At 71.2% G+C, this 24,030-nt stretch carries 18 protein-coding genes and 2 pseudogenes; 11 read left to right on the top strand and 9 right to left on the bottom strand.

Annotated elements, in window-relative coordinates:
• Nucleotides 1–68 precede the first annotated feature (68 nt).
• Both K1J60_RS31020 and K1J60_RS31015 read left to right on the top strand, forming a co-directional pair.
• Nucleotides 69–1,106, top strand: coding sequence for a rod shape-determining protein (locus tag K1J60_RS31020; RefSeq protein ID WP_215457781.1), 1,038 nt, complete (start codon nucleotides 69–71; stop codon nucleotides 1,104–1,106).
• Nucleotides 1,107–1,380: 274 nt separating this feature from the next.
• The gene (locus K1J60_RS31015) at nucleotides 1,381–1,872 is read left to right on the top strand and encodes a hypothetical protein (RefSeq protein WP_259408002.1); all 492 of its coding nucleotides are present in this window, start codon (nucleotides 1,381–1,383) and stop codon (nucleotides 1,870–1,872) included.
• Between the two features lie 29 nt (nucleotides 1,873–1,901).
• Here the strand turns inward: K1J60_RS31015 and K1J60_RS31010 are convergent, their stop codons facing one another.
• The gene (locus K1J60_RS31010; RefSeq protein WP_220649089.1) at nucleotides 1,902–2,816 is read right to left on the bottom strand and encodes a DUF4231 domain-containing protein; all 915 of its coding nucleotides are present in this window, start codon (nucleotides 2,814–2,816) and stop codon (nucleotides 1,902–1,904) included.
• Between the two features lie 542 nt (nucleotides 2,817–3,358).
• Between K1J60_RS31010 and fxsBH the strand changes: the two genes are divergently transcribed.
• From fxsBH to fxsT, 4 genes are all read left to right on the top strand, one after another.
• Nucleotides 3,359–5,521, top strand: a complete 2,163-nt coding sequence (fxsBH, locus tag K1J60_RS31005; protein WP_220649088.1) for a radical SAM/SPASM protein FxsBH, inactivated beta-hydroxylase extension form — start codon at nucleotides 3,359–3,361, stop codon at nucleotides 5,519–5,521.
• The gene (locus K1J60_RS31000; protein ID WP_220649087.1) at nucleotides 5,514–6,296 is read left to right on the top strand and encodes an AAC(3) family N-acetyltransferase; all 783 of its coding nucleotides are present in this window, start codon (nucleotides 5,514–5,516) and stop codon (nucleotides 6,294–6,296) included. The genes fxsBH and K1J60_RS31000 overlap by 8 nt, the downstream gene beginning before the upstream one ends.
• A 111-nt stretch (nucleotides 6,297–6,407) precedes the next feature.
• The gene (locus tag K1J60_RS30995; RefSeq protein WP_220649086.1) at nucleotides 6,408–7,745 is read left to right on the top strand and encodes a TIR-like protein FxsC; all 1,338 of its coding nucleotides are present in this window, start codon (nucleotides 6,408–6,410) and stop codon (nucleotides 7,743–7,745) included.
• The gene (gene fxsT / locus K1J60_RS30990) at nucleotides 7,742–11,680 is read left to right on the top strand and encodes an FxSxx-COOH system tetratricopeptide repeat protein (RefSeq protein ID WP_220649085.1); all 3,939 of its coding nucleotides are present in this window, start codon (nucleotides 7,742–7,744) and stop codon (nucleotides 11,678–11,680) included. The genes K1J60_RS30995 and fxsT overlap by 4 nt, the downstream gene beginning before the upstream one ends.
• Nucleotides 11,681–11,688: 8 nt before the next feature.
• On the opposite strand, the gene K1J60_RS30985 is transcribed toward fxsT, so the two are convergent.
• Nucleotides 11,689–12,621: an alpha/beta fold hydrolase gene (locus tag K1J60_RS30985; RefSeq protein ID WP_259408001.1), complete on the bottom strand. Its 933-nt coding sequence runs from the start codon at nucleotides 12,619–12,621 to the stop codon at nucleotides 11,689–11,691.
• Nucleotides 12,622–12,910: 289 nt separating this feature from the next.
• On the opposite strand from K1J60_RS30985, the gene kstD reads away from it, so the two are divergent.
• The gene (gene kstD, locus K1J60_RS30980; RefSeq protein ID WP_220649083.1) at nucleotides 12,911–14,704 is read left to right on the top strand and encodes a 3-oxosteroid 1-dehydrogenase; all 1,794 of its coding nucleotides are present in this window, start codon (nucleotides 12,911–12,913) and stop codon (nucleotides 14,702–14,704) included.
• Nucleotides 14,705–14,742: 38 nt separating this feature from the next.
• On the opposite strand, the pseudogene K1J60_RS30975 reads toward kstD, so the two are convergent.
• The 4 genes and pseudogenes from K1J60_RS30975 to K1J60_RS30960 form a co-directional block, all read right to left on the bottom strand.
• Nucleotides 14,743–15,123 (bottom strand): annotated as a pseudogene (locus K1J60_RS30975) (N-acetyltransferase family protein); the annotation flags it as partial.
• Nucleotides 15,124–15,156: 33 nt separating this feature from the next.
• Nucleotides 15,157–16,458: an RNA-guided endonuclease InsQ/TnpB family protein gene (locus tag K1J60_RS30970; protein ID WP_220649082.1), complete on the bottom strand. Its 1,302-nt coding sequence runs from the start codon at nucleotides 16,456–16,458 to the stop codon at nucleotides 15,157–15,159.
• Nucleotides 16,459–16,813: 355 nt separating this feature from the next.
• Entirely contained in the window at nucleotides 16,814–17,521 is a 708-nt protein-coding gene (locus tag K1J60_RS30965) for a cyclase family protein (protein WP_259408000.1), read from the bottom strand.
• Between the two features lie 194 nt (nucleotides 17,522–17,715).
• On the bottom strand, nucleotides 17,716–19,350 hold the full coding sequence (locus K1J60_RS30960) for an MFS transporter (protein WP_220649081.1): 1,635 nt from the start codon (nucleotides 19,348–19,350) through the stop codon (nucleotides 17,716–17,718).
• A 342-nt stretch (nucleotides 19,351–19,692) separates the two neighbouring features.
• Here K1J60_RS30960 and K1J60_RS30955 point away from each other — a divergent pair, with 342 nt between their 5' ends.
• Nucleotides 19,693–20,277: a TetR/AcrR family transcriptional regulator gene (locus K1J60_RS30955; protein WP_259408337.1), complete on the top strand. Its 585-nt coding sequence runs from the start codon at nucleotides 19,693–19,695 to the stop codon at nucleotides 20,275–20,277.
• 193 nt (nucleotides 20,278–20,470) lie between these two features.
• On the opposite strand, the gene K1J60_RS30950 is transcribed toward K1J60_RS30955, so the two are convergent.
• The gene (locus K1J60_RS30950; protein ID WP_220649079.1) at nucleotides 20,471–21,118 is read right to left on the bottom strand and encodes a TetR/AcrR family transcriptional regulator; all 648 of its coding nucleotides are present in this window, start codon (nucleotides 21,116–21,118) and stop codon (nucleotides 20,471–20,473) included.
• A gap of 112 nt (nucleotides 21,119–21,230) precedes the next feature.
• Nucleotides 21,231–21,464 carry a hypothetical protein gene (locus K1J60_RS30945; RefSeq protein ID WP_259407999.1) on the bottom strand — a complete coding sequence of 78 codons (234 nt, stop codon included), beginning with the start codon at nucleotides 21,462–21,464 and terminating at the stop codon, nucleotides 21,231–21,233.
• Nucleotides 21,465–21,736: 272 nt separating this feature from the next.
• Here K1J60_RS30945 and K1J60_RS30940 point away from each other — a divergent pair.
• The 3 genes and pseudogenes from K1J60_RS30940 to K1J60_RS30930 all read left to right on the top strand — a co-directional run bounded on the left by K1J60_RS30940 (nucleotide 21,737) and on the right by K1J60_RS30930 (nucleotide 23,339).
• Nucleotides 21,737–22,520: pseudogene (locus K1J60_RS30940) on the top strand (MBL fold metallo-hydrolase).
• A 37-nt stretch (nucleotides 22,521–22,557) separates the two neighbouring features.
• Nucleotides 22,558–22,950, top strand: a complete 393-nt coding sequence (locus K1J60_RS30935; RefSeq protein ID WP_220649078.1) for a nuclear transport factor 2 family protein — start codon at nucleotides 22,558–22,560, stop codon at nucleotides 22,948–22,950.
• A 41-nt stretch (nucleotides 22,951–22,991) separates the two neighbouring features.
• Nucleotides 22,992–23,339: a pyridoxamine 5'-phosphate oxidase family protein gene (locus tag K1J60_RS30930; RefSeq protein ID WP_398684307.1), complete on the top strand. Its 348-nt coding sequence runs from the start codon at nucleotides 22,992–22,994 to the stop codon at nucleotides 23,337–23,339.
• An 18-nt stretch (nucleotides 23,340–23,357) separates the two neighbouring features.
• Here the strand turns inward: K1J60_RS30930 and K1J60_RS30925 are convergent, their stop codons facing one another.
• On the bottom strand, nucleotides 23,358–23,867 hold the full coding sequence (locus K1J60_RS30925; RefSeq protein WP_220649077.1) for a MarR family winged helix-turn-helix transcriptional regulator: 510 nt from the start codon (nucleotides 23,865–23,867) through the stop codon (nucleotides 23,358–23,360).
• Between the last annotated feature and the right edge of the window lie 163 nt (nucleotides 23,868–24,030).

The following is a 24,030-nucleotide window of genomic DNA, read 5'->3' as shown; positions in this document are numbered from 1 at the left end:
ACCAGGGAACCGCCGACCGTCGGCGGTCCGTTCGGTCCGTGCTCTCGGGAGGATCCGCAATGACCGCGATGACCGCCAGTCTGGAGCAGCTGCGCCGCTGCCACTTCGGCGTCGACCTCGGGGCCGCGCGGACCCGGGTGTATGTGAAGGGCGCGGGCCTGGTCGTGGACCAGCCGAGCGTCGCCGCCGTGAACACCCGGACGGGCGCGCTGATCGCGGTCGGGGAGTTCGCGGAGAAGATGACGGGCCGTACGCCCGACTACATCCGGGTCGTCCGGCCCGTCTCCGGCGGCACGGTGGTCGACATCGAGATGGCCCAGCGCATGCTGCGCCAGCTGCTGGGCGACCGCGTCCGCCGCACCCTGCGCCGCAAGCCCGTGCTGCGCGCCGCCGCCTGCACCCCGCACGGCGCGGACCCGCTCGCCCAACGCGCCACGATCGAGACCCTGGTGGGCCTCGGCGCGCGCCGGGTGGAACTGGTGGACACCCTCATCGCCGCGGCGGTCGGCTGCGGTCTGCCGGTGGAGCAGCCCGAGGCCACCATGATCATGGTGTGCGGGGCGGGGGCCACCGAACTCGCCGTCCTCTCGCTCGGCTCGGTCGTCAGCGCGGTACGCATCCCCGTCGGCGGCGAGACCATCGACCACGCGATCGTGCAGCACCTGCGCCTGCGCCACGAACTGACGCTGCCGAGCCAGTCGGTACGGCCGCTCCAACTGGCCCTGTCGGGCAACGGCCTCACCCCGCACGGCCCCACCTCCACCGAGATCCACGGCCTGGACGTGGCGACGGGGCTGGCGCGTTCCGTGCAGGTGGACACCGCTGCCGTACGGGACGCCATCCAGACCCCCCTCACCGCCGTGGTCGACGGCATCGGCAAGGTGCTCCGCGACTGCCCGCCCGACCTGGTGGCCGACCTCGCCGACCGCGGCATCATGATGGTCGGCGGCAGCGCCCTGCTCCCCGGCTTCGACCAGATGCTCCGGCACGCCACCGGCATGCCGGTCCACATCGCCGAGCGTCCCGACGTCTGTGCCGCACTCGGCGTCGGCGCCATGCTGGACGGCCGGATCGAACCCATCAGCCTGGACCCGGTGGGCGACTGACCGACGCGCCCGCGGTCGCCCCGGCGCGCCCGGACCGGCCCGCGTCCGAGGCCGCCTCGCCGCCACCCCTACGAACACTTCTCCGAACATGCCCGCGAGTGGCGGCACCCGGGGCACGCGAGGGCGGTCGCCACCACGACGGTCTCCTCGCGGTCGCCCCCGTGAGCCTGTGAGCCCGTGACGCCTCACCGAACACCCGTACGTGTCGTTCTCGCCGAAGTCCCCCGCCGCTAGGGTTACTTGGAGGAACACGGCCACGGAGGTGAGCGCACGGATGCCAGGGCCCGTGACCCGGATCGGTATCACCGGACACCGGGAGATCCCGGAAGCCGCCCTGTCCGCCGTCCGCTCGGGCATCCGGGCGGAGTTGCGCGGTCGCCCCTCCACCACCCGGGCCCTCAGCAGCCTCGCCGCCGGCGCCGACCAGCTCTTCGCGGAGATCGCCCTGGAGAGCGGCCTGCAACTGACCGCCGTCATCCCCGGCATGGACTACGAGACCCACCTCGGCGACGACCAGGTCCGCGCCGCCTACCGCCGTCTCCTCAAATGCTGCGCCGCACGCGAGCAACTGCCGTACGAACGCACCCACGAGGAGGCGTACTACGCCGCCGGCCGCTACATCGTCGACCACACCGACCGCATGATCGCCGTCTGGGACGGCGCCCCCGCCCGCGGCCGGGGCGGCACGGCCGACATCGTCGACTACGCACGTCTCACGGGCGTCCCGGTGACGGTGCTGTGGAGTCCGGGCGTACGCCGCGCCTGACCCTCCTGCCCGACGTGTCCGCCGCCCCGTCAGGTCCCGAACCGCACCAGCCAGTCCGTGTGCTGCGGCGAGACCAGCCGCTCCGCCTCCGCGACCGCGTCGGCCCACCCGTCCTCGGTGACGGTGGTGGTCATGGTGACGCGCAGGGTGTCCAGATCCTGTTCGACGAGCTTGTGCGCGTACGTCAACGGGCGGTGCCGTCGTACCTCCTGCCAGGCGACACCGGCCGCGGCGGCGGCGCTGAGGACCCCGGTCGGGTCCCAGCGGCTGCCGATGACACCTGAGGCCCGGGCCACGGCGGTGACCAGGGCCAGCGCGGTGAGGGTGGTGGTGACGCCCGACCAGCGTACGGACGCCTGGTGCGCCTGCCCGGCCTTGCCGCCGTACCACGCCAGCTGGTTCAGAACCCGGTCGCGGAGATAGATGTCGCGCCGCGCCGCGAAGGCCTTGGCGCGCACCGTACGCATCGTCGGCGTGATCTGCCCGAGCCCGAGTTCGGTGACGGACTCGCGCGGGTCCTCCCACCCCACCTTGCGCAGTTCGCTGAGCCGCTCCTCCAGCCGTTCGGCGAACCGTGCCTCGGGGTTGACGAGCCGTGAGGGGAACGGTCCGCCGTGGACCATGAACTGCCAGGCCAGCGACTTGACCACCTCGGCCGCCGCCCTGTGAGCCTGCCACTGTGCCCGCGCACGGCGACGGGACACATAGACGCCGATCCCTATGGTCAGGGCGTACAGCACGGCCGCGACGGCCGAGGGCACCCGACTGCCGACCCGCTCCGCGAGTGAGGCGGTGGCGGTCGCGAGCAGCAGGGCGACCAGTTGCAGACGGACGACCTTGAACGACTCACCCTGATGGGTCACCGCCTTCTCATCGCACACCTGGAACAACGGGGGCAGATCTCGATCACTCACCGTAGTGCTGGGGCCGGGCGTCGCAGCCATGCAGACCTCATACGGATGCCGGGGAATCAACGGAACGGTCATGCTCTCGTCAATCTTGAATTCACGCCAGGCCGCCTGTCGGGGAACACGACGGAGGACAGGCACCCTTTACCGTGGGAGGCGTGCGTGGTATAGGGCGTGCATGATAGAACCATGCCCTACAGTGTCGTCCGAACCTCAATGACCAGGCCCTCGCCACGGGATCTCGTCGGCAAGGGGCTGATGACGCATTGGTCTCTTGAGGAGGACGAGAAATCCATGAACGTTCCGGGCACGAAGCCAATCCGCCGACCGGGCGCGACACGACCGGCTACCGAGCGGACGGCCACACTCGCGACGATCGACACGCGTGAGCCCCGCGTCCAGCGGTTCACCGGTCGGGTGACCGAGGTTCGCGAGTCGCGCCCCGCCGGAGCGAGCGAGTTCAACTCGTCCATCTAGCTCCCGAGCACGACACCGAGACCCCAACTTCCTTGATCAACAAGGGTGTTGGGGTCTCTCGCCGCCGCCACGGGTTCCGTCGGCGCGTACACTCCGGGAAAGTGACGGACTTCCGCGGCCAGCGATCGATCCAGCAACTGGTCCTCAAGGTGCACAGCCGCTGCGACCTGGCATGCGACCACTGCTATGTGTACGAACACGCCGACCAGAGCTGGCGTGGGCGGCCGGTGGTGATCACCGAGGAGACCCTCGGCCAGGTGGCCCGCCGCCTCGCGGAATACGCGGCCGACAGCGAACTGGAATCCGTCGCCGTGATTCTGCACGGCGGAGAACCGCTTCTCGCCGGTCCGGCCCGGCTGCGGCACATGTGTGCGGAACTCACCCGTGTATTGGCGCCGGTCACGACATTGGACCTGCGCATTCACACGAATGGCGTACAACTGAACAAGCGGCACCTGGAAGTCTTCCGGGAATTCGGCGTGAAGGTCGGAATCTCACTCGACGGTGACCGGGTGGCGAACGACCGGCACCGGCTGGACCGCCGAGGCCGCAGCAGCTACGACCGGGTGCTGCGGGCGATCGGGCTCCTGCGCCTGCCGGAGTACCGGCACCTCTTCCAGGGCCTGCTGTGCACCGTGGACGTGGCCAACGATCCGGTCGCGGTGCACGACGCGCTGACCGCCCTCGAACCGCCCCGCGTCGACTACCTCCTCCCGCATTCGACGTGGGACAGCCCCCCTCCCGGACACGGCCGGGGAACGCCCTACGCCGACTGGCTGCTGAAGATCTTCGACCGCTGGGAGGAGCAGGGCCGCCCCATGCCGGTCAGGACGTTCGACTCGGTGCTCAGCACCCTGCGCGGCGGTCCCAGCCTGACGGAGGCGCTGGGGCTCGCCCCGTCGGACCTGGCGGTGATCGAGACCGACGGCACCTTCGAGCAGGCCGACTCCCTCAAGACCGCGTACGAGGGCGCACCCGCCACCGGCTACGACGTCTTCCGGCACGGCTTCGCGGAGTTCGCCGAGCACCCCGGCGTCCGGGCCCGCCAGCTGGGCATCGCGGGCGTCAGCGAGACCTGCCGTCGCTGCCCGGTCGTGGAGTCCTGCGGCGGTGGTCTCTACGCCCACCGCTACAGCGGCGAGCGCGGCTTCGACAACCCCTCCGTGTTCTGCGCCGACCTGCGCGGCCTGGTCGAGGGCATCGCCGAGCGGATCACCGAGCGCGAGCTGCACCCGGCGGTCACGGACACCGAGGACCTCCGGCTGGCCCACGTCGAGCTCAATCGGAACCTGTTGGCCCGGGCGAACGCCGCACTGTCCGGGCACGGGGACTGGGACGCGACCTGGGGGCTCCTGGTCGAACTGGACTCCGACGCCGCCACGGCGGCCCACCTGGAGACCGTTCTCGCCCACCCGTATCTGCGTACCGTGCTGGTGCGTGCTCTGGAGGGTCACGCCGACCTCCCCCGGCTGACGGCGACCGCCGTGGCGGCCGCCGTACTCGCGGAGACGGAAGCCACCCTCACCTGGTGGCAGCCGCACCGGGACCTGTACCTCCCGACCCTCGGGACGCTGCGCCTCTCGGCGCCCGGGCGGGTCGAGTGCGCGATCACGGCGGACGGCCTCCGGGCGACCGGAACGGACCGCGACGGCGGCGAACTGCGCGTCGAGTGGCGCCCGTTGACGCCGGTGGAACTCACGGGCCGGCCGCCGCTCCTCATCGACGACGCCGACCCGTACCGCGACTGTTACCCGGTGCCGGTAGCGGCCCCGCTGAGCGCCGACGACCTGGCGCTCTTCGGCAAGCGACTGCGCGCCGCGTACGACCCGCAGGACGAGCGCGAGCCGAGTCGGCGGCCGGTCCCGGACGCGTCCCTCTGCACCACGATCACCCCCCTCGCGGCGGGCGCCGGGCTCCTGCCGGGAACGGACACACCGGGTGCCCTGGGGGTGGCCGTCGACTTCGAGCCCGAGGAACTGGCCCGCGAACTGCCGCGGTTGCTACGGCGGTCCAGGCTCGCCGCCCTGCGCCAGGTCGCGGACCTGAACGTGCCCGGCACCGGCGCCGGACGCCTCCTGGACGAGGCGAGCGAGGCCATCGGCCGGGCAACCGTGTCGACCGACCGGGCCGCCCGCGCCGAGGAACTGCTCCACGCCCGCCACACCCTGGACCGGCTCACCGCTCTGCCGGATGCCCAACTCACCGAGAGTGGAGTTCACTTGGCAGAGGAACTACGAAGAGAATGGGTGACGCTGCATGGGTGACGCCACTCGACCGCAGGACCTCGCGGCCCGATTTCCCGACGACCTGGCCGAGTGGGGCGTCCGCCGTGGCGGCGTCCTGATGGTGCACTCCTCGCTGAGCGGCACCGGCCTGTCCCCCTTCGCCGTACGCGACGCGCTGCTGAGCGCCCTGGGCCCGGACGGCACCCTCGTCGTCCCCGCCTTCACCCCGGAGAACTCCGACACCTCCCGCGAGTACCAGGCGTTCACCGAAGGCATGACCGAGCGGGAGAAGGCCGAGTTCCGGGCCGGAATGCTGCCGTTCGAGAAGGACGCCACACCCTGCCCGGCGATGGGCGCGCTCGCCGAGTGCGTACGCAGCACACCGGGGGCCGTGCGCAGCGCCCACCCGCAGACCTCCTTCGCCGCACTCGGCCCGCGCGCGGCGGAGCTGCTCGCCGGCCACGATCCGCGCTGCCATCTCGGCGAGCGGTCCCCGATGGCCACGCTGTACGCGGCGGACGCCCAGATACTCCTGCTGCGCGTGGGGTTCGAGGTGTGCACCGCGTTCCACCTCGCCGAGTACCGGACCAGCCCGCCCCCGCCGACACGGACGTACCGCTGTGTGCTGGAGGAGAAGGGCAACTGGTTCGCGTACGAGGATCTCGCCCTGTTCGACGGGGACTTCGGGGAGATCGGGGCGCAGTTGCCGCGAGAACTCCTCAGGGTGCGGGAATGGGCGGGGAAGCCCGTCCTCCTCCTGGGGATGCGGGCCGCTGTCGACACCGCAGCCCGACTGATGTCCGGATATCGCTGACATATGACGTGAAACAAGCCATGCGGTCACGGGGGTGGTCGGGCACATTGTTGGTTCCGGCCAGATGACTCTCCGGCGGGGGAACAGAGGGCATCGACAGGCGGGGGGCGCGTGAACAGACATGTACGAGGGCGAGGCGCACCGGACAACCGGCCCTACTTCTTTCTGAGCTATGCCCACACTCCCTCCGGACCCGACAGCGGGGACCCGGACCACTGGGTGTACACGCTCTACAAGGACCTGTGCGCCGACATCCTGGCCATCACCGATCTGCCGGCGGGCACACCCCCGGGCTTCATGGACCGGGAGATGCGCTCGGGAGAGGGCTGGCCGGACCGGCTCAGCGACAACCTGGCGCACTGCCGGGTGTTCGTGCCGCTGTACTCCCCGCGGTACTTCAGCAGCGAGGCCTGTGGTCGGGAGTGGTTCGCGTTCAGCGACCGCATACGCCAGGCGAGGGACGCCGGCGCCGGAGACATCCCGGCGATCGTGCCGGTGCTGTGGAGTCGCGTCGGCATGGACCGGCTGCCCGAGTCCGTGCGCCACCTCCAGGTGGAGCGGAACGCGTACTGCGAGCGCTATCTGGACCACGGGATCTACGGGTTGATCAAACTCAAACGGCTGCGGGACGAGTACGACGAGACGGTGTTCACGCTCGCCCAGCGGATCGTGCAGGTCGCCGAGGAGTCGCCGCTTCCGTCGAGCACCCCCCGGCCGTTCGAGTCCACGCCGAGTGCTTTCGCTCCCCCGGGCGACGGGCCCCGCCGTATCCATCTGACCGTGGCGGCACCCGCCCGTCACCTGGTCCCGGAATCCCGGAAGAACGGCCGCTACGGCGAGAACTCCCTGCAGTGGAACCCCTACGGCGACGAGACCCCGCGGCCCATCGCCACGCTGGCGGAGGAACTGATCCGGTCGCTGGACTACCGGATCACCGTCTCCGACTTCGACAACGAGGACCCGACCACCGACGAGCCGACGGCCGGCGGGTCCGACGGACACCCCGGGGCCGAGGAGCCCGAGCCCGGCCACCCGGCGATCCTGCTGGTCGACTGCTGGGCGGTCCTCGACGAGGACCGGCGGCGCAGGCTCAAGGCGTTCGACGCGAACGCCCGCCCCTGGGTCGGCGCGATCGTCCCCTGGAACCACAGCGACGAGGAGTGCCAAGGCGCGGAAGGACGACAGGTCAAGGCGAAGCTGGAACGCACCCTCCCCCTGATCCTGGAGCGGGGGCGCCGGACCGACTGCCGGATCGCGGCCAACGGCGTGCCCTCGCTCCAGGTGTTCGCCGACGTGCTGCCGGCTCTGGCGGCGCACACGACCCGGCAGTACCTCAGGCACGCGCAGGCGCATCCGCCCGAGGGCCCACAGTTGCCGCAGCCCCGTCTCATGGGCCCCACCTACCCGCAGCAGCCCGCCGCGGGTTCCGATCACGGAGGAGAAGCATGACGGCCGGGCAGCGTGGACGGATCATCACCTTCTATTCGTACAAGGGTGGTACGGGCCGCACGATGGCCCTGGCCAACACGGCATGGATCCTCGCCGCGAACGGCAAGCGGGTCCTGACGGTCGACTGGGACCTGGAGGCGCCGGGTCTGCACCGCTTCTTCGAGCCGTTCCTGGACCCCAACGTGCTCGCCGCCACCTCGGGCGTGATCGACATCATCACCGAGTACTGCTGGGCCGCGACCACCGGTGGGCCGCGTTCCGGACCCTGGCACCGGGACTACGCCCGCGTCGAGGACCATGCCATCTCGCTCGCCCCCGAGCGCCTCAACCTGGCCTTCCCGGCGGGCGGTTCGCTCGACTTCCTGTCGGCAGGGCGACAGAACCGCGAGTACTCGGCGACGGTGTCGTCCTTCGAGTGGGACAACTTCTACGAGCGGCTGGGCGGGGGGCTGTTCCTGGACACCCTCCGCGAGGACATGAAGGCGTCCTACGACTACGTCCTCATCGACAGCCGGACGGGGCTGTCCGACAACGCGGACATCTGCACCATCCAGATGCCCGACGTGCTGGTCGACTGCTTCACGCTCAGCGGCCAGGCGCTGGACGGCGCGGCCGCCGTGGCGCACAGCGCCGAGAAGGGGTACGGCAAGCGGTGGATCCGGGTGCTGCCCGTCCCGATGCGGGTCGACGAGGCCGAGAAGGAGAAGGCCGACGCGGGACGGGCGCTGGCGCGGCTGAAGTTCGAGGGGTTACCCAAGGGGGTCGACCGTGAGGAGCTGGCGCCCGAGGAGCTGAACGCGTACTGGGGCAAGGTCGAGATCCCCTACCGCCCCTACTACGCCTACGAGGAGACCCTCGCGACCGTCGGCGACAAGAGCGGCAACGCGAACTCCCTGCTGTCCGCCTTCGAACGCCTCACCTCGGTGCTCTCCGACGACGAGGTCACCGCGCTGCCGCCCGTACCGGAACAGGTGCGGCTGCGCTGCCTGGAGGCGTTCACCCGGCAGTTGCCGCAGACGCAGGCCGTGGAGGTCCTGGTGGTCCACGCGGCGGAGAACCGGATGTGGGCCGAGTGGGTGGAGGGCGTACTCAAACGGTCCGGCTGCCGCGTCACCCTGCACGACGTGGCGACCGGCCCGCCGGAGCCCCCCGCCCCGGACACCCGCGTCCTGCTCCTGCTGTCGCACGCCTTCGACAAGTCCCGGCACGCGGACACGGTCCGCCAGGCCCTCACCACGGCCGTCCAGAACTCCCCGGCCGCCCTGCCGGCGCTGGCCCGGGTCGACGAGGTCCGGCCGACCGGCGCCTACACCGAGGTGGTGGACCTGCACCGCCTCGGCGAGGCGGACGGCGCCGACGGACTCCACGAGGTTCTGCGGCTGCGGGCCGAGCCCGTGACCGCCGGCGGGTCGGACGCCAGGTTCCCGGGCCGGGCCCCCGACATCTGGGACGCGCCCCAGCGCAACACCACCTTCACCGGCCGGAGCGTGATCCTCGACCAGCTCCGTGAACAGCTCCGCGGCGGCATCTCGGTCGTACTGCCGCGCCCCCAGGCGCTCTTCGGGCTCGGCGGCGTCGGCAAGACCCAGGTGGCGCTGGAGTACGTGCACCGGTTCATGGCCGACTACGACCTGGTGTGGTGGGTCTCCGCCGAGCACATCGACAACGTGGTGGCCTCGCTCGCCGAGCTCGGCGCCCGGATCGGCGCCCCCGGCGGCGACGACATGGCCCTGGCCTGCCAGGAGACCGTACGCATGCTGGCCCGGGGGGTGCCGACCAAGCGCTGGCTGCTGGTCTTCGACAACGCCGACAACCCCGAGGAGCTCACCCGCTTCTTCCCCACGGGCGGCGGCGGGCACATTCTCATCACCTCCCGGAACCAGGCCTGGGCGCAGCAGGGCGCGTCCCTGCCCGTCGACGTGTTCCTCCGTCAGGAGAGCGTGGAGCACCTCTCCCTGCGGGCGCCCGGCCTCAGCCCCGAGGAGGCCGACCGGGTGGCGGAGGCGGTGGGCGATCTCCCGCTCGCCGTGGAACAGGCCGCGGCCTGGCTCGCCGAGACGGCCACACCGGTCGAGGAGTACCTCAGCGAGCTCGCCGAACAGACCACCCAGGTGCTCGACCTCAACCAGCCCCCCGACTACCCCACCACGGTGGCCGCGACCTGGAACATCTCCATCGCCCGACTGCGGGAACGTTCCCCTGCCTCGGTGCGGCTGCTGCAGCTGTGCGCGTTCATGGCCCCCGAACCGATTTCGTCCCGCCTGCTCTACAGCAAGGAGATGCGGGACGAACTGCGCAAGGTGGACCCGGCCTTCCAGGAGAGCCTGATGGTGGGCCGCGCCGTCAGCGAGATCGCCCGGCTCGCCCTCGCCAAGGTCGACCAGGTCAGCAACAGCGTCCAGATCCACCGGCTGGTGCAGGCGGTCATCCGGTCCCAGCTCACCGAGGAGGAGCAGCGCCACGCCCGGCACGTCGTCCACACCGTGCTCGCGGGCGCCCGGCCCGACGACGACGAGCCCACCGACAATCCCGAGGACTGGCCGCGGTTCGAGGTGATATGGCCTCATCTGCGCGCCTCGGACATCCGCAACTGCACGGAGTCGGAGCCCCGCCGGCTGCTCATCGACCGCGTCCGGTACATGTGGAAGCGCGGGGACTTCCCGGGCGCCCAGCGCCTCGCCGACGACCTGCTGACCCACTGGAAGCCCGCACTGGGCGAGAACCACCGGCAGTATCTGTACCTGCGCTGCCAACTCGCCAACGTGCTCCGCTCGCAAGGGCGTTATGTCGAGGCCGAGGAGATCGACCGGGATCTGCTGGACCGTCAGCGCCGGGTGCTGGGACCGTCGGACGCGCACACGTACATCACCACGTCGTCCCTCGCCAGCGACTACGCGGCCCTGGGCGAGTACGGCAAGGCGGAGAAGCTGGCCCGCGAGGCACGCGAGGGGTTCAGCCGCACCTTCTATCCCTCGCACCCCCGGACGCTGAGCGCGGCGAACAACCTGGCGCTGGCCCTGCGCATGGTCGGGCGCTACGACGACGCCCGGGACATCGACCAGGACACCTACCACCGCCGCAGGGACGTTCTGGGCCCCGACCACCCCTACACCCTGTCGTCGGCCTCCAGTCTCGGCCGGGATCTGCGCGAGGTGGGCCACTACACCGAGTCGGTGACGCTGCTGTCGGGGGCGTACGAGGCTCACAAGCGCGTGCTCGGCAAGGACTTCCCCGGCACTCTCAGCTGCGCCAAGTCGCTGGCCGTGTCGCTCAGAAGGGCCGGCGAGTTCAAGGACGCGCACCGCCTGACCCAGGCGACCCGCGACCAGTACCACGCGCAGTACGACGCCCACACCCCCGACTCGCTCGCCTGCGACCTGAACCTGGCTGCCGACCTGTACGCCGCCGACAAGCGGGAGGAGGCGCGCCGGATCGCGCTGGAGGCGCTGGCCGAGTACCGGAAGGTGCCGGGCGAGGAGCACCCTTACACCCAGGCCGCGCTCAACAACCTGGGCGTCTACCACTGGGCCTGCGGAGACGCGGAGGAGGCGGAGACGGTGTTCCTGCGGGTGATGCTCCGCATGGTCGAGGTGCTGGGCGACCAGCATCCCCACACGCTCTTCTGCCGCACCAACTACGCCAACGTCCTGGCCGAGCAGGGCCGCGCGGAGGAGGCGTGGGTCCTGGAGGAGCCCTCCCGTGAGGCCCTGAAGGAGGTGCTCGGCGCACACCATCCGGAGGCCCTGGCCGTGGTCGCCAACTCCTCGCTGACGCTGCGCGCCCTGGGGCGGGTGTCGGAGGCGGACCGGCTGCGCGAGGACGTGGCTGCCGAACTGGGCAGGCTCAAACGCCAGTTGGGCGAGGGCAGTGGTGTCTCACACCTGGTGGCGCAGGGCCGGCGGGTCTACCGCGACCTGGAACCGCTGGCGGTGTGACGGCTCCTTCACGGGGCCGCTCCGGACGGTCTCACCGGCGGGGCCAGGGGCAGCAGTGTGCCTCGGAGAAGCCAGCTCAGGACCCCCGGCAGGGCACGCAGCGAGGCGAAATGGGCGGCGGCGGGTTCGAGGACGGCGGTGGCGCGGGGGATGCGGTCGGCCAGCCAGGAGGAGTGGGCCGCCGGGGAGAACACGTCCTTCGCGCCGTACCAGAACAGCACCGGCACCTGTATCTCGCCGGGCTCGAACCCCCAGGGGGAGGTCAGCGCCAGGGCGTCGTCGATCCATCCGTAGGGTGACGTGCGCACTGCCTCCTGGTAGTTGCGCAGCAGCATCGAGCGGATGCCGTTGTCGGAGACGATCAGCCGGTCCTCGTCGGTGAGGTCGTCGCGCAGTTGCTCCAGCAGCCGAGCCGGATCGGAGCGGATCGCCGCGGAGCGCGGGATGAGCCGGGCCGTGAAGCCCTGGGGGTCGGTGAGCGCGGAATGGAACTCATGGACGTTGGAAGGGGCCATTCCCGCGTACCAGTCGAGTCCGACGGCGTCCTGCGGCGCGAGCGTCACCAACGCGGCGGCCCGGGTCACCCGGTGCGGCAGCAGTGCGGCGCAGGCCAGGGCGTGCGGGGCTCCGCCGGACCGGCCCACCACCGCGAAGCGGTCCAGGCCCAGCGCGTCGGCGACGACGGTCACGTCCTCGACGGCGTCGACGACCCGTCGGCCGGGTCTGCGGTCCGATCCCCCGTACCCCGGTCGGTCGTAGCTGATGAGCCGGGTCCCCCGCTGGTAGAGGAACATCGGCCGCGGCCGGGGGCCCACCCGGCTGCCGGGCATGCCGTGGAACAGGAAGACGGGCCGCCCGGCGGGATCCCCCGAGCACTCGACCCTCAGCAACCGCCCGTCGGGCGCCCGGACATGGGTCGGTGCCCGTGCCAGGTCATACACAGCGCTCCCCCTCCCTCGGCCCGCGGGCCGAGAACACGCTGCCGGAACATTTCCCGGCCGCCCACCCCGTGAAACGAACCGCGTCGGCGCTCCTCCACCCCGGAGGGAGAGGAGCGGTACGTGTGGCTCGCACCCCACAAGCACCATGCCCGACGCGTGTCTTGACTTCACCATGCCTTCACGTCAGATTCGAGGCTCCGCACACAGCCCGGGGCGTACGGGAGCGTTGCCGCCGGGGGATCAGCACCGCCACCCGTCCCTTCGCGAGGCTGGAGCGTCCTGCATGTCCATGAGCGCGGATCCTGAGAGACGTACGGGGGCCGAGGCGGGCCCGAGTCGGCGGCGGGTGCTGGGGACGGCCGCGGGGGCCGGGGCCGCGATCGCCGCGGGTGGTGGGCTCGCGGGGACCGCCGTCGCCGCCGCTCCGCCCCTCCTCGGTACCTACGACGTGGTCGTCGTCGGCTCCGGCGCGGCCGGGATGACCGCCGCGCTCACGGCGGCGAAGCAGGGGCTGAGTTGTGTCGTCGTGGAGAAGGCGCCGACGTTCGGGGGGTCGGCGGCGCGCTCGGGCGCCGGGATCTGGCTGCCGAACAACAGCGTGATCAAGGCGGCGGGGGTGCCGGACACGCCGGCCAAGGCGGCGCAGTACCTCGCGGCCGTGGTCGGGGACGACGTGCCCGCCGACCGGCAGAAGGCGTTCCTCGATCACGGGCCCGCCATGCTGTCGTTCGTCATGGCGAACAGCCCGCTCAGGTTCCGGTGGATGGAGGGGTACAGCGACTACTACCCGGAGCTGCCGGGCGGGCTGCCGAACGGGCGGTCCATCGAGCCGGACCAGTTCGACGGGAACCTGCTGGGGGACGAGCTGGCGCGGCTGAATCCCGCCTATCTGGCCACGCCGGCCGGGATGGTGGTGTTCAGCGCCGACTACAAGTGGCTCGCGCTGACCGCCGTGAGCGTGAAGGGGCTGGCCGTCGCCACCGAGTGCCTCGCCCGGGGCACCAAGGCCGCCCTGCTCGGGCAGAAGCCGCTCACGATGGGGCAGGCGCTGGCGGGCGGCCTGCGGGCCGGACTGCTCGGCGCCGACGTTCCCGTGTGGCTCGACACCCCGCTCACCGACCTGTACTCGGAGAACGGCACCGTGAAGGGCGCGGTCGTCACCAGGAACGGCTCCGCCGGGCTCGTCCGTGCCCGCCGGGGCGTCATCATCGGCTCCGGCGGCTTCGAGCACAACGCGGCCATGCGGGCGCAGTACCAGGAGCAGCCCATCGGGACGCAGTGGTCGGTGGGGGCCAAGGAGAACACCGGCGACGGGATACGGGCCGGTCAGCGGGCCGGTGCCGATCTCGCGCTGATGGACGACGCCTGGTGGGGGCCGGCCGTCGACACCCCGGGCCAGGCCTGGTTCTGCCTCGCCGAACGCACGCTGCCCGGTGGGCTGTTGGTCAACGGGGCCGGGGCGCGGTTCGTCAACGAGGCGGGCCCCTACAGCGATGTCGTCCACACCATGTACGAGAAGGACACCTCGTCCGCCTCCCACATCCCGGCCTGGCTGATCGTCGACCAGAACTACCGCAACCGGTACCTGTTCAAGGACATCGCGCCGACCTTCCCGTTCCCCGACGAGTGGTACGACGCGGGGGCCGTCCACAAGGCGTGGACGCTCGACGCGCTGGCCGGCGCGATCGGCGTACCCGCCGCCGCCCTCCGCTCCACCGTCGACCGCTTCAACTCCCTCGCCCGGCAGGGCGACGACACCGACTTCGGGCGCGGCGACAGCGTGTACGACCACTACTACACGGACCCGTCCGTGCTCCCCAACTCCTGTCTGGCGCCCCTGTGGCTGCCGCCCTACTACGCCCTGCGCATCGTCCCCGGCGACCTCGGCACCAAGGGCGGGCTCCTCACCGACGCCCGCGCCCGAGTCCTGCGCCCGGACGGCACGGTGATCCCCGGCCTGTATGCGGCGGGCAACGCCAGCGCCGCCGTGATGGGCCGCAGTTACGCGGGCGCCGGCTCGACGATCGGACCGGCGATGACCTTCGGGTACGTGGCCGCGCTGGACATCGCCGGGAAGCTCTAGCACCGCGGCGCTGGTGCCGCGGCGCTGGTGCCGCGGCTTCAGGAAGCGGCGCCCGGGTCGTCGAGCCTCAGGTCGATCCACGGGATCGTGTCGCCGTCCAGCAGATAGCGCTCGGTCTCCACGAAACCGTGGGCGAGCGCAAACCGCAGGCCGTCCTCGTTCGAGGACAGCACGCACGTCTCGATCGCCCGGGCGCCCAGTTCCCGCGCCCGCCGCACCGCCCGCCCGTACAGCTGCTCGCCGAACCCCCGACGCCGGTGTCCGGCGAGCACGCGCGCGATCACCGTGGCCGTGGCGCCGTCCCCCTCGGGCGGACGGACGGTGGAGTTGCCGACGAGGACGCCGTCGACGTACGCGAGTTCGAGGTGGTGGCGTACGGCCCGCTCGCGGACGTCGTCGAGGGAGAGGAGGTGGGCGGGCCGGGATGATCGTGTTTTGACATCCTCCCCCTCTTAAAAGAGGGGGATTCCAACCCATATGGGTTGAGGTTCACGGACGCTCGACCGGTGGTTGGGCGGTGTCGTCCCTCCGGCACCGGCTGTCCGCCGGGGGCGGAAGATCCCGCCCTGTCCTGCCGCGACGTTGATACTCGCATTGGTATCCGCGTTGCAGGTGAAGCCACAGGAGGAACAGACGAACCCGGCTTGGCTCTTGCGCGAGTTCTTGTCGATCCACCCACAGGCACTGCACCGCAGGCTGGTGTAGGGGGCGGGAACGTCCTCGACCCGGCCGGGGGCCTTGTGCCCGGTGCGCTGCCGCAGCAGGCCCCAGCCCTGGGCGAGGATCGCCCGGTTCAGGCCGGACTTCTGCGCCACCCCACTGCCGGGCTGCTCCACGGTTCCCTTCGCGGAGCGGGTCATCGTCTTGATGTTCAGCTTTTCGAACCGGATCAGGCCGTAGGAGCGGGCGAGCATGGTGCTGGTCTTCTCGCACCAGTCCTTGCGCCGGTTCGCCTCCCGCGCCCTGAGCCCGGCCACCTTCGCACGCTCGGCCGCTTTGGCGGGGCTGCCTTTCGGGGCCCTGGCCGCCCGCCGCTGGTGCTTGCGGATCCGGGCGCGTTCCTTGACGGTGAGCTGGGGGCAGTTCAGCCTCCGGCCGTCGGAGAGGGCGGCGGTGATCGTGACACCCCGGTCGACGCCGATCACCGTATCCGTGCCGGGCGCCGGGACCGGGTCGGGGATGACGGCGAAGGCGATGTGCCACTGCCCGTTGCGGAAGGTGACCCTGAACGTCTTCGCCTCCGGCAACTGCGCCCCGTTGCCCTTGGCGCTGAGGCGGAAGCGGACCCAGCCGCAGCCGGGCACCTTCACCTGCGCCCAGCGCCGGTTCAACCTCTGCACGACCACCGAGCGGCCCATGACCTGCCTGCCGGTCTTCGCGTTCACCTTCGGCGACCCGTCCACGTGATATTCCGGCACGCGGTCGGTGCCGATGACCCGAAAGCCCTCGTGCACGTGCTTCCTGCGCCAGGTCGGCTCACCGAACCCGGACGTGAACCGGGAACTCTTGGCCCGGGCGAAGTCCTTCAACGCCTGCTGCTGCACATCCGCGTTCCCCGAACCCAGCCACTCGTTCTCCCGCCGGACCTCGGTCAGCTGACGGCACTGCTCCGCGAAACCGGGCGCGGACCTGCGACCCGGCATCCAGTACGCGTGCTGCTCGACGGCAAGATTCCACACGTACCGCGCGTGCGCGCAATGCGTGAGCATCCGCTCGGCCTGCGCGAGCGACGGATACATCCGGAAACGAGACATGCCACGAAACTAGACACCCCGTTCCCCCACCGCGCACCCCTTCGACTCACATCACCCATGAGAGTGACCGGCACACTCATCCCTTCCAGGGCAACAACCCCAACCACAGGGCCCCGACCCGCCGACACCACGAACGGTTGCGGCCGACCCCCACCCGTTGTCCCTCCCCAGACGCCGAACCACCCTGACGGCGATCCGGCATTCCCCTGCCCCGCTACGCGGGAACGGGCATTCACCTCAGCCCTGGAGGACCGGGCACTCCGCCCGACAAGCAAGGTGGACGTGCCGCCAGGCTTCGAGTTCCTCGTCCCCAGCCGCACCGTCCACGCGCTTGATGTCGAGGTCGGTCACGGCGTCAGCCTAGACAGAGTCCTGGGGTCGGGAACTCGTCGAGGAGCGCGTACGCCCGTACCGGGAACGTGCCCATGCTCTCGACCGCCGGGGGCGCGGCGTGGAAACGGAAGCCCTGCGGGGGCAGTTGCTCCAGGCCCCGCAAGTGTTCTACGACGGGGATGCCGGCGGCGAGGAGGCCGGTGTGGGCGGGGCGGGTGCCATCGTCGGTGTCGTCGATGTTGAGGGTGTCCATCCCGACGAGGACGGCGCCCTGTTCCACCAGCCAGGCCACGGCGTCGGCGGTGAGGTAGGGGTGGCCGTGGCCGTACCGGTCGGTGCCCCAGTGCCGGTCCCAGCCCGTGTGAACCAGCACCGCCCGGCCGCTCACCTCGTACGGCAGCAGCGCCGCACGGTCCACGGCCCGGCCGCGGTCGGCGACACCCTCGACGCGCACGACGACTCCTTCGAGGTCGATCAGCCGGTCGAGCGGCAGGCCCGCGAGGTCATGGCCGTCGTCGAAGCGGTGGTGCGGGCTGTCCACGTACGTGCCGGTGTTGGACACCATCGAGATGCGGCCCATGGCGAACTCGGTGCCGGGCGCGTAGATCCTCCGTGACGCCTCCCGGGTGAGGTGCTCGCCGATCTCGGGGCCGGGAAGTCCGGGATAGGTGATCATCCCGTGTCTGATGGGGTGGCTGAGGTCGACGATCCGCCGTTGCTTGGTGCTCATGCCACGCATCTTTCCTGTAGTGCCACTTCACCACAAGCGAGAATTACTGAAGCAGCACTACAGTGAAGCTTGTGGAAATGGATCCCCGCCGGCCGCGTGTCCTGGCGAAGGTGCTGCATCTCGCAGGGCCGACCGCGGCAGCTTCGCGTACGGCCACCGCCCGGTCGGCTCAGCAACACCCGTGAGCGAGACGCCTAGCGGGTGGACCCGGCGTGCTCCCGTACGCGCGCCTCGCTCGCCGTCCGGGCCTCGCGCTCGGCCCGCTCGGCGTCCTTCTCGGCGAACCCCCGCCGGCCCGGCAGGACCGCGAGGACGATCAGCGTTCCGGCGGCCATGATGACGCCGCCGACGAGACTGGTCTGGGCGACGCCGTGCGCGAACGCCTCGTGGACGGCCTCCACGACAGCCTGGGCCTGCTGGGGACCTGCGGAGGGGTCCTGGGCGACGCGCTCGGCGACGGCCAGGCCACCGCCGACCGAGTCCTTGGCCGTCTCCATCGCCTCGGCCGGGAGGCGGTTGCCGACCAGGTCGGTCAGCTCGTCCCGGTAGGCCGTGCCCAGCAGCGAGCCCAGCACCGCGATGCCCAGCGCCCCGCCCAGCTCCAGCGCGGTGTCGTTGGCGCCACCGCCGACGCCCAGCTCGGACTCGGGGAACGAGTCCATGATCGTGTCGGTCGCCGGGGAGACGCTGAGACCGATCGCGAAGCCCAGCATCATCATCGGCGCGAGGAAGTCGCCGTACGTCGAACCCTTGTCGATCTGGGTGAGCAGGAACACGCCCGCCGTGCCGACGACCATGCCGGTCACGACCATCGCCTTCACGCCCAGTTTCGGGGTCAGCCTCCCGGTCACCACGGCACCGAGGAACACCGCACCGGCCAGCGGCAGCAGCCGTACACCGGTTTCCAGCGCGTCGTGGCCGAGGACGAACTGCAGGAACTGCGTCGAGTAGTAGATCGCGCCGAACGTGCCGAAGAAGAAGAACAGCACCGCGAGCATCGAGCCGCTGAAGGGCCGATGCGTGAACTTGCGGACGTCCAGCATCGGGTGCGGGTGCCGCAGCTCCCAGGCGACGAAGGCGACCAGTCCGACTCCGGCGACCACGGCCGCGGTGACGGGGCCGACGCCCCAGCCGAAGTGCGGGCCCTCGATGGCGGCGTAGACCAGGGAGCCGACGGAGACGATCGACAGCAGACCACCGACGTAGTCGATCCGGCCCATGCCCTCCGCCCTGGACGGCGGCACCAGGGCGAGCGCGCCGATGACGGCGGCCACGGCGATCGGCACGTTGATCAGGAAGGTCGAGCCCCAGGCGTGGTCCTCCAGCAGCCAGCCGGCGACCAGCGGACCGACGGCTATCGCCAGGCCGGAGGTCGCGGTCCAGGCGGTGATGGCCTTGACCCGCTCGCTCCGGGGGAAGGTCGCGACCAGCAGGGACAGCGTGGCCGGCATCACGACCGCGGCGCCGACGCCCATGATCGCGCGGGCCGCGATGACCAGCGAGGTCGAGTCGACCATGCTCCCCATCACCGAACCGCCCGCGAAGATCAGCAGGCCCAGGATCAGCGCGCCGCGCCGGCTGTACTTGTCGCCGATCGAGCCCAGCACCAGCATCAGCGCCGCGTACGGGACGGTGTAGCCGTCGACGACCCACTGCAGATCACTGCTGCTCAGGCCCAGGTCGGTGGTCATGTCCGGGGCGGCGACGATCAGCGACGTGTTCGCCATCACCACGATCAGCAGGCTCAGGCACAGCACCAGCAGCGCCCACCAGCGCCGTGCGTACGGCCCGGTCATCTTCTCCACGGGGGTGTTCGCGAGGAAGGGCATCGGAAGCTCCTAAGGGGACGGGGAGGACAAGCGTCATCACTTAATTGCCCATCGGCGTGCAGACTAGTTTGTTGCCCACCGATGTGCAACTATCGCGGTGACCCCCTCCCTCTCACCCGCTCCCGAGGTGCCGATGTGACCAGCCGACCAGCGCCGACGCCTGGGCCCGCGCCTGCGCCTGGGCCTGGGCCTGGGCCGAGGCGACATCCGCGGCCTCGGCCTCGGCCGACACCTCCTCCGGCACAGCCCCGCGACACGTCTTCGCCTCCCACTCCGTCTCCCTCTCTCGCTCCGGCTCCGGCTCCGGCCCGGCGTCGGGACGCGCGTGCCACCCGGGCCCGGATCCTTGAGGCGGCACGGCGGGAACTGGCCCGCGACCCCGACAGCCGCCTGGAGGACATCGCCGGTGCCGCCGGTGTGGCCCGGCGCACCGTGTACGGCCACTTCGCCGGCCGGGCAGCGCTCGTGGAGGGCCTGGCCGCCGAGGCCGCGGAAGCGATCCGGCTCGCTGTCACCAGCGCTCCCGCCGCGAGCTCCGACGCCGCCGCCGACCTGGCGCGATTCGTCCTCACGGTGTGGCCCGTCGGCGACCGCTACCGCACCCTCATCCGACTGGCCCGCGGCCAGGACCTCCTCCCCGCCCACGTCGACGAACTGCTGGCCCCCGCCCGCGACCTGGTCAGCGGGCTCCTCACCCATGGCCGCCGACAGGGCGTCTTCCAGGCCACCGTCCCGCCCGGCCCGCTCAGCCGAGCCATCGAGGCCCATCTGCTGCCCCTGCTCGACTGCGTCAACCAGGGCACCTGGTCCGACGACGGCACCGGCGCCGCGACCGCCGCCCTGATCGCCGCCGGGGTCGCCCCCGACACCGCCGCCGCGAAGGTCGATCACGTACGGAGGACCGGGTCGCCCTCAAGTCCCTTCTGAAACCAGGACTCCTGCCGCACTCCCCCGAATTCCCGCCCGAACTCCTTTCGCCTCGAAGCCGTTTGGAGGAGTCCACGCATCGAGTCCCGTACGGCCGGGGCCATCAGGGAGGGCATGGACACGCCCGCCCGGCCCGACGTCGGGGTCCACGGCTACCGGCGATCGAACCGTACGGAACGGGCGGTACGCCGGGTCAGACGTCGTCGGTCGGGGCCGCGCGCATCGCCGACGCGACCTCCTCGACCACCGCACCCGCCCGCTTCTCCGCCACGCCGGCCGCGATGAGGGTGGCCGTGGCGACCCGCGTCCCGTCGTCCTCCAGCGCACCGGTGTTGACGGACTCCAGGAGAGCGACGTACATCGCCTCCAGGCCGGCGCTCTGCACGGCCGGGGGCAGCTGGGGGTGGAAGACACCGTCCCGCTGCCCGCGCTCCAGGATGCCGGTGGCGGCCTCACGGGCCGGCGCGAGCACCTCGGCGACGCGCTCGGAGCCGAGGTCCCGCCGGGCCAGCGCCAGCAGCATCCGGTAGCGGTCGCCCACGGGCCACATCCGCAGCACGAACCGCGCCAACGCCCGCTCGGCCGACTCCGCCGCCTCCGGCCCGGCCTGCACCGTTTTCCGCAACGTCTCGGCGGCTTCCTCGGCCAGCGCCTCCAACAGCGCCGCCCGCCCCGGGAAGTGACCGAAGAGGGTGCGCCGGACGACCCCGGCGGCCCGCGCCAGCTCCTCCAGCGTGACATCGGGGTTCCGCCCCAGTTCCTCACGGGCCGTGGCCAGGATGCGCGCCCGGTTGGACCGCGAATTACGGCGCAGCGGCTCGCGGGCCACGGGCTTGGTCACGGAGAACCTCGCAGGATCGGAGGGCGTACGAACAGCGGGCCCCATTTTATGTGCCACGGCCCCACCGAGGTGCCGTCACCGCGTGGGAACACCGTCACCCTGGGGCCCGCGTTCAGGCCCCGCCAACGCGCGCGGTGCTCCTTGGCGCGGGCCTGGACGTACGCCTCGCGCACCTCAGGTGGTCCAGGAGTTCGGGCCGGGTGGCGGAGTGGGGCAGGAGCGGGCCGACGAAGGCGAAGGTGGGGATGCCGGTCTCGCGCAGCTCCGCGAGGGTGCGCGGGCGCCGTGAGGCGAGCGGGGCGCGTACCTCCGGCCGGCGGCCGACCTGGTCGCCCGCGGTGGTCACGGTCGTGCCGACCTCCGCCCGGGGCAGGGCCGTGGCGCTTGTGCTCGGGCATCCTGGCCGGTTCCTCGCGGGCCAGCTCGACGGCGGTGCTCGGTCCTCCTGTCGGCCGCCCGCGTCCGGGGCGGCCCCATGCTTCTGCAACCCGGAACAATAATCTCAGGAAGTTGCTTCCTTGGAATATAAATGATTGGCTGGCGGCAGCCGAGCACGGCGTCGCCCTGACCGGCCGCGCAGGGCCGCGTCCGCACTGTTCACCGCCTGGAGGTTCTCCGATGTCCGGCGCCAGCGCCACCAGCGAAAAGGTCCCCGTCCGTGTTCACGGCGGTCCCACCAGCGTGATCGAATACGGCGGGCTCCGGTTCGTCACCGACCCCACCTTCGACCCGCCCGGCGAGTACCCGATGCCGCTCCCCGGCGACCACAAGTTCGTCAAGACCGAGCCGTCACCGGTGACCGCCGCCGATCTGGGCCGCATCGTTCGCCGTCCTGCTCTCCCACGACGAGCACGACGACAACCTGGACACCTCCGGTCGCGCCTTCCTGCCGGAGGTGCCCGTCGTCTTCACCACGGTCACCGGCGCCGGTCGTCTGGGCGGCAACGCGCGGGGCCTGGCCTTCTGGCAGAGCGCCGAGCTCAAGCGCCCCGACGGCGCCACCGTGACCGTCACCGGCCTGCCCGCCCGGCACGGCCCGGCCGGCTGCGAACCGGTCACCGGCGACGTCGTCGGCTTCATGCTCACCTCCGTCGGCCTGCCCTCGGTCCATGTCAGCGGTGACAACGCCGCGCTGGAGCACGTCAAGGAGATCGCCGAGAGGTTCGCTCCCGTCGACACCGCGATCCTCTTCCTCGGCGGCGCCCGTATGGCCTTCGCCTTCGAAGGCGCCCTGCTCACCCTCGACAGCGCCCAGGGCGCCGAAGCCGCGCGATTGCTCGGCGCCCGCCGGGTCGTCCCCGCCCACTTCGACAGCTGGGCCCACTTCAGGGAAGGCCGAGACGAGATCGAGGCCGCGTTCACCGAAGCCGGCCTGGCCGACCGCCTCGACTTCGCCCGATAGCCACCGCCCCCGTACGAGAACCCGTGGAGCAGGGAACATGACCAGCACGAACATCGATATCGCCCGCACCTATTTCCAGGCCGTCCAGACGGGAGACATGGCCACGCTCGGCGAGCTCCTGCACGCCGACATCGTCTGGCACCAGCCGGGCGCCAACCAGTTCTCCGGCGAGCGCAAGGGCCGGGACGCGGTCTTCCAGATGCTCGGCGGCATGATGGAGACGAGCGGCGGCACCTTCGCCATCGACAAGATCCGCACGCTCATGGGCAACGGCGATCTGGTCGCCGCCACCATCCACTTCAGCGGCCGCCACGACAAGGCGTCGATGAGCATGGAGGGCGTCGACCTCCTGCGCATCGAGAACGGAAAGATCACCGAGATGTGGCTCTTCTCCGCCGACCCGGCCGCCGAAGACGCCTTCTGGGGCTAGGACTCAGGGGTGTCCGAGGCCGAACTCGGCCTCGGACACCCCTGAGCCGGTCCGTACGCACACGAAAGACACCGCCCCCTGCGGAAGACGACCGAGCAGCGGTGGCGGGAGAGAAGAACGGCGTCAAGGGCCGCAACCTCGCCCGCGACGGACGCTTCGCCCTCTGCGTCGACGAGGACCGGCCACCGTACGCGTTCGTCCTGCTGCGAGGACACGCCGAAGTCTCCGACAACCCCGACGACATGCTCCACTGGGGCGGCCTCCTGGGCGCCCGCTACACGGGCGACCACCGCGCCGAGGAGTACGCGGCACGCAACGGCGGCCCCGGCAACCTCCTCGTCCGCGGCCGCGTCGACAAGGTCATCGCCTTCGACGGCATCGCCGACTGACCCGTGAGCCGTCGCGGCTCACGACGCCGGCCGGCCGGGCTGCTTCGGCGCCCGCATGCCCGCCACCGGCCTCTGCCCGGCGGCCTTCCGCTCCGCCTCCAGCGCCCGCCCGGCTGCGCGCAGCGTGCCGAGCACCTCCGTCATCTCGCGCACGGACCGCTCGGGAATGACCGACCCGATCCGCAGCTCCAACTCGTCCTCGAAGACCTTCAGCGCTCCGTCCGCCAGCTTCCGCCCCTGGGGCGTCAGCTCGACGATCGAGGAACGCCGGTCGTTCGGATTGGCCCGCCGCGCACACAGGCCCGCCGCCTCCAGACGGTCGACCACCTTGCTCGTGCCGCCCACCGTGATGGAGAACTCCTCCGCGATGTCCTGGATCCGCCGCCCCGGACGACGCAGCAGCAGGTGCAGCACCTCGAACGAGGTCAGCGGCAGGTCGTACTCGGCCCGCAACCGCTCCTCGATGCCACCCCACAGCTCGATCTCCAGCGAGACCAACTCCCGGTACAGCCGCTTCAGGTCAGCCATCACTCGTCTTCCGAAGAACCATCTTCCATGGATGATTCATGGTAATCGCGGGGGCCGCGCATCAAGCGGCCCGACAGCCGTCGTCGCGGCACGAGCGGCACCAGCGGCACCGACCTCGATGACGCCGAGAGGGCATCCCTCCGTTCCGGTTCGCCGGCGCGGC

Source organism: Streptomyces akebiae (assembly GCF_019599145.1).
GTDB classification, from domain to species: domain Bacteria; phylum Actinomycetota; class Actinomycetes; order Streptomycetales; family Streptomycetaceae; genus Streptomyces; species Streptomyces akebiae.
The sequence above is the reverse complement of the archived record's forward strand: the minus strand, read 5'-3'. Positions and strand labels throughout refer to the sequence as shown.

Excerpts from the sequence above, each read along its gene's own strand:
- K1J60_RS31020 (WP_215457781.1), top strand. The coding sequence starts at position 69 with ATGACCGCCAGTCTGGAGCAGCTGCGCCGCTGCCACTTCGGCGTCGAC.
- K1J60_RS31015 (WP_259408002.1), top strand. The coding sequence starts at position 1,381 with ATGCCAGGGCCCGTGACCCGGATCGGTATCACCGGACACCGGGAGATC.
- K1J60_RS31010 (WP_220649089.1), bottom strand. The coding sequence starts at position 2,816 with ATGGCTGCGACGCCCGGCCCCAGCACTACGGTGAGTGATCGAGATCTG.
- K1J60_RS31000 (WP_220649087.1), top strand. The coding sequence starts at position 5,514 with ATGGGTGACGCCACTCGACCGCAGGACCTCGCGGCCCGATTTCCCGAC.
- fxsT (WP_220649085.1), top strand. The coding sequence starts at position 7,742 with ATGACGGCCGGGCAGCGTGGACGGATCATCACCTTCTATTCGTACAAG.
- kstD (WP_220649083.1), top strand. The coding sequence starts at position 12,911 with ATGAGCGCGGATCCTGAGAGACGTACGGGGGCCGAGGCGGGCCCGAGT.
- K1J60_RS30970 (WP_220649082.1), bottom strand. The coding sequence starts at position 16,458 with ATGTCTCGTTTCCGGATGTATCCGTCGCTCGCGCAGGCCGAGCGGATG.
- K1J60_RS30965 (WP_259408000.1), bottom strand. The coding sequence starts at position 17,521 with ATGAGCACCAAGCAACGGCGGATCGTCGACCTCAGCCACCCCATCAGA.
- K1J60_RS30960 (WP_220649081.1), bottom strand. The coding sequence starts at position 19,350 with ATGCCCTTCCTCGCGAACACCCCCGTGGAGAAGATGACCGGGCCGTAC.
- K1J60_RS30935 (WP_220649078.1), top strand. The coding sequence starts at position 22,558 with ATGACCAGCACGAACATCGATATCGCCCGCACCTATTTCCAGGCCGTC.
- K1J60_RS30925 (WP_220649077.1), bottom strand. The coding sequence starts at position 23,867 with ATGGCTGACCTGAAGCGGCTGTACCGGGAGTTGGTCTCGCTGGAGATC.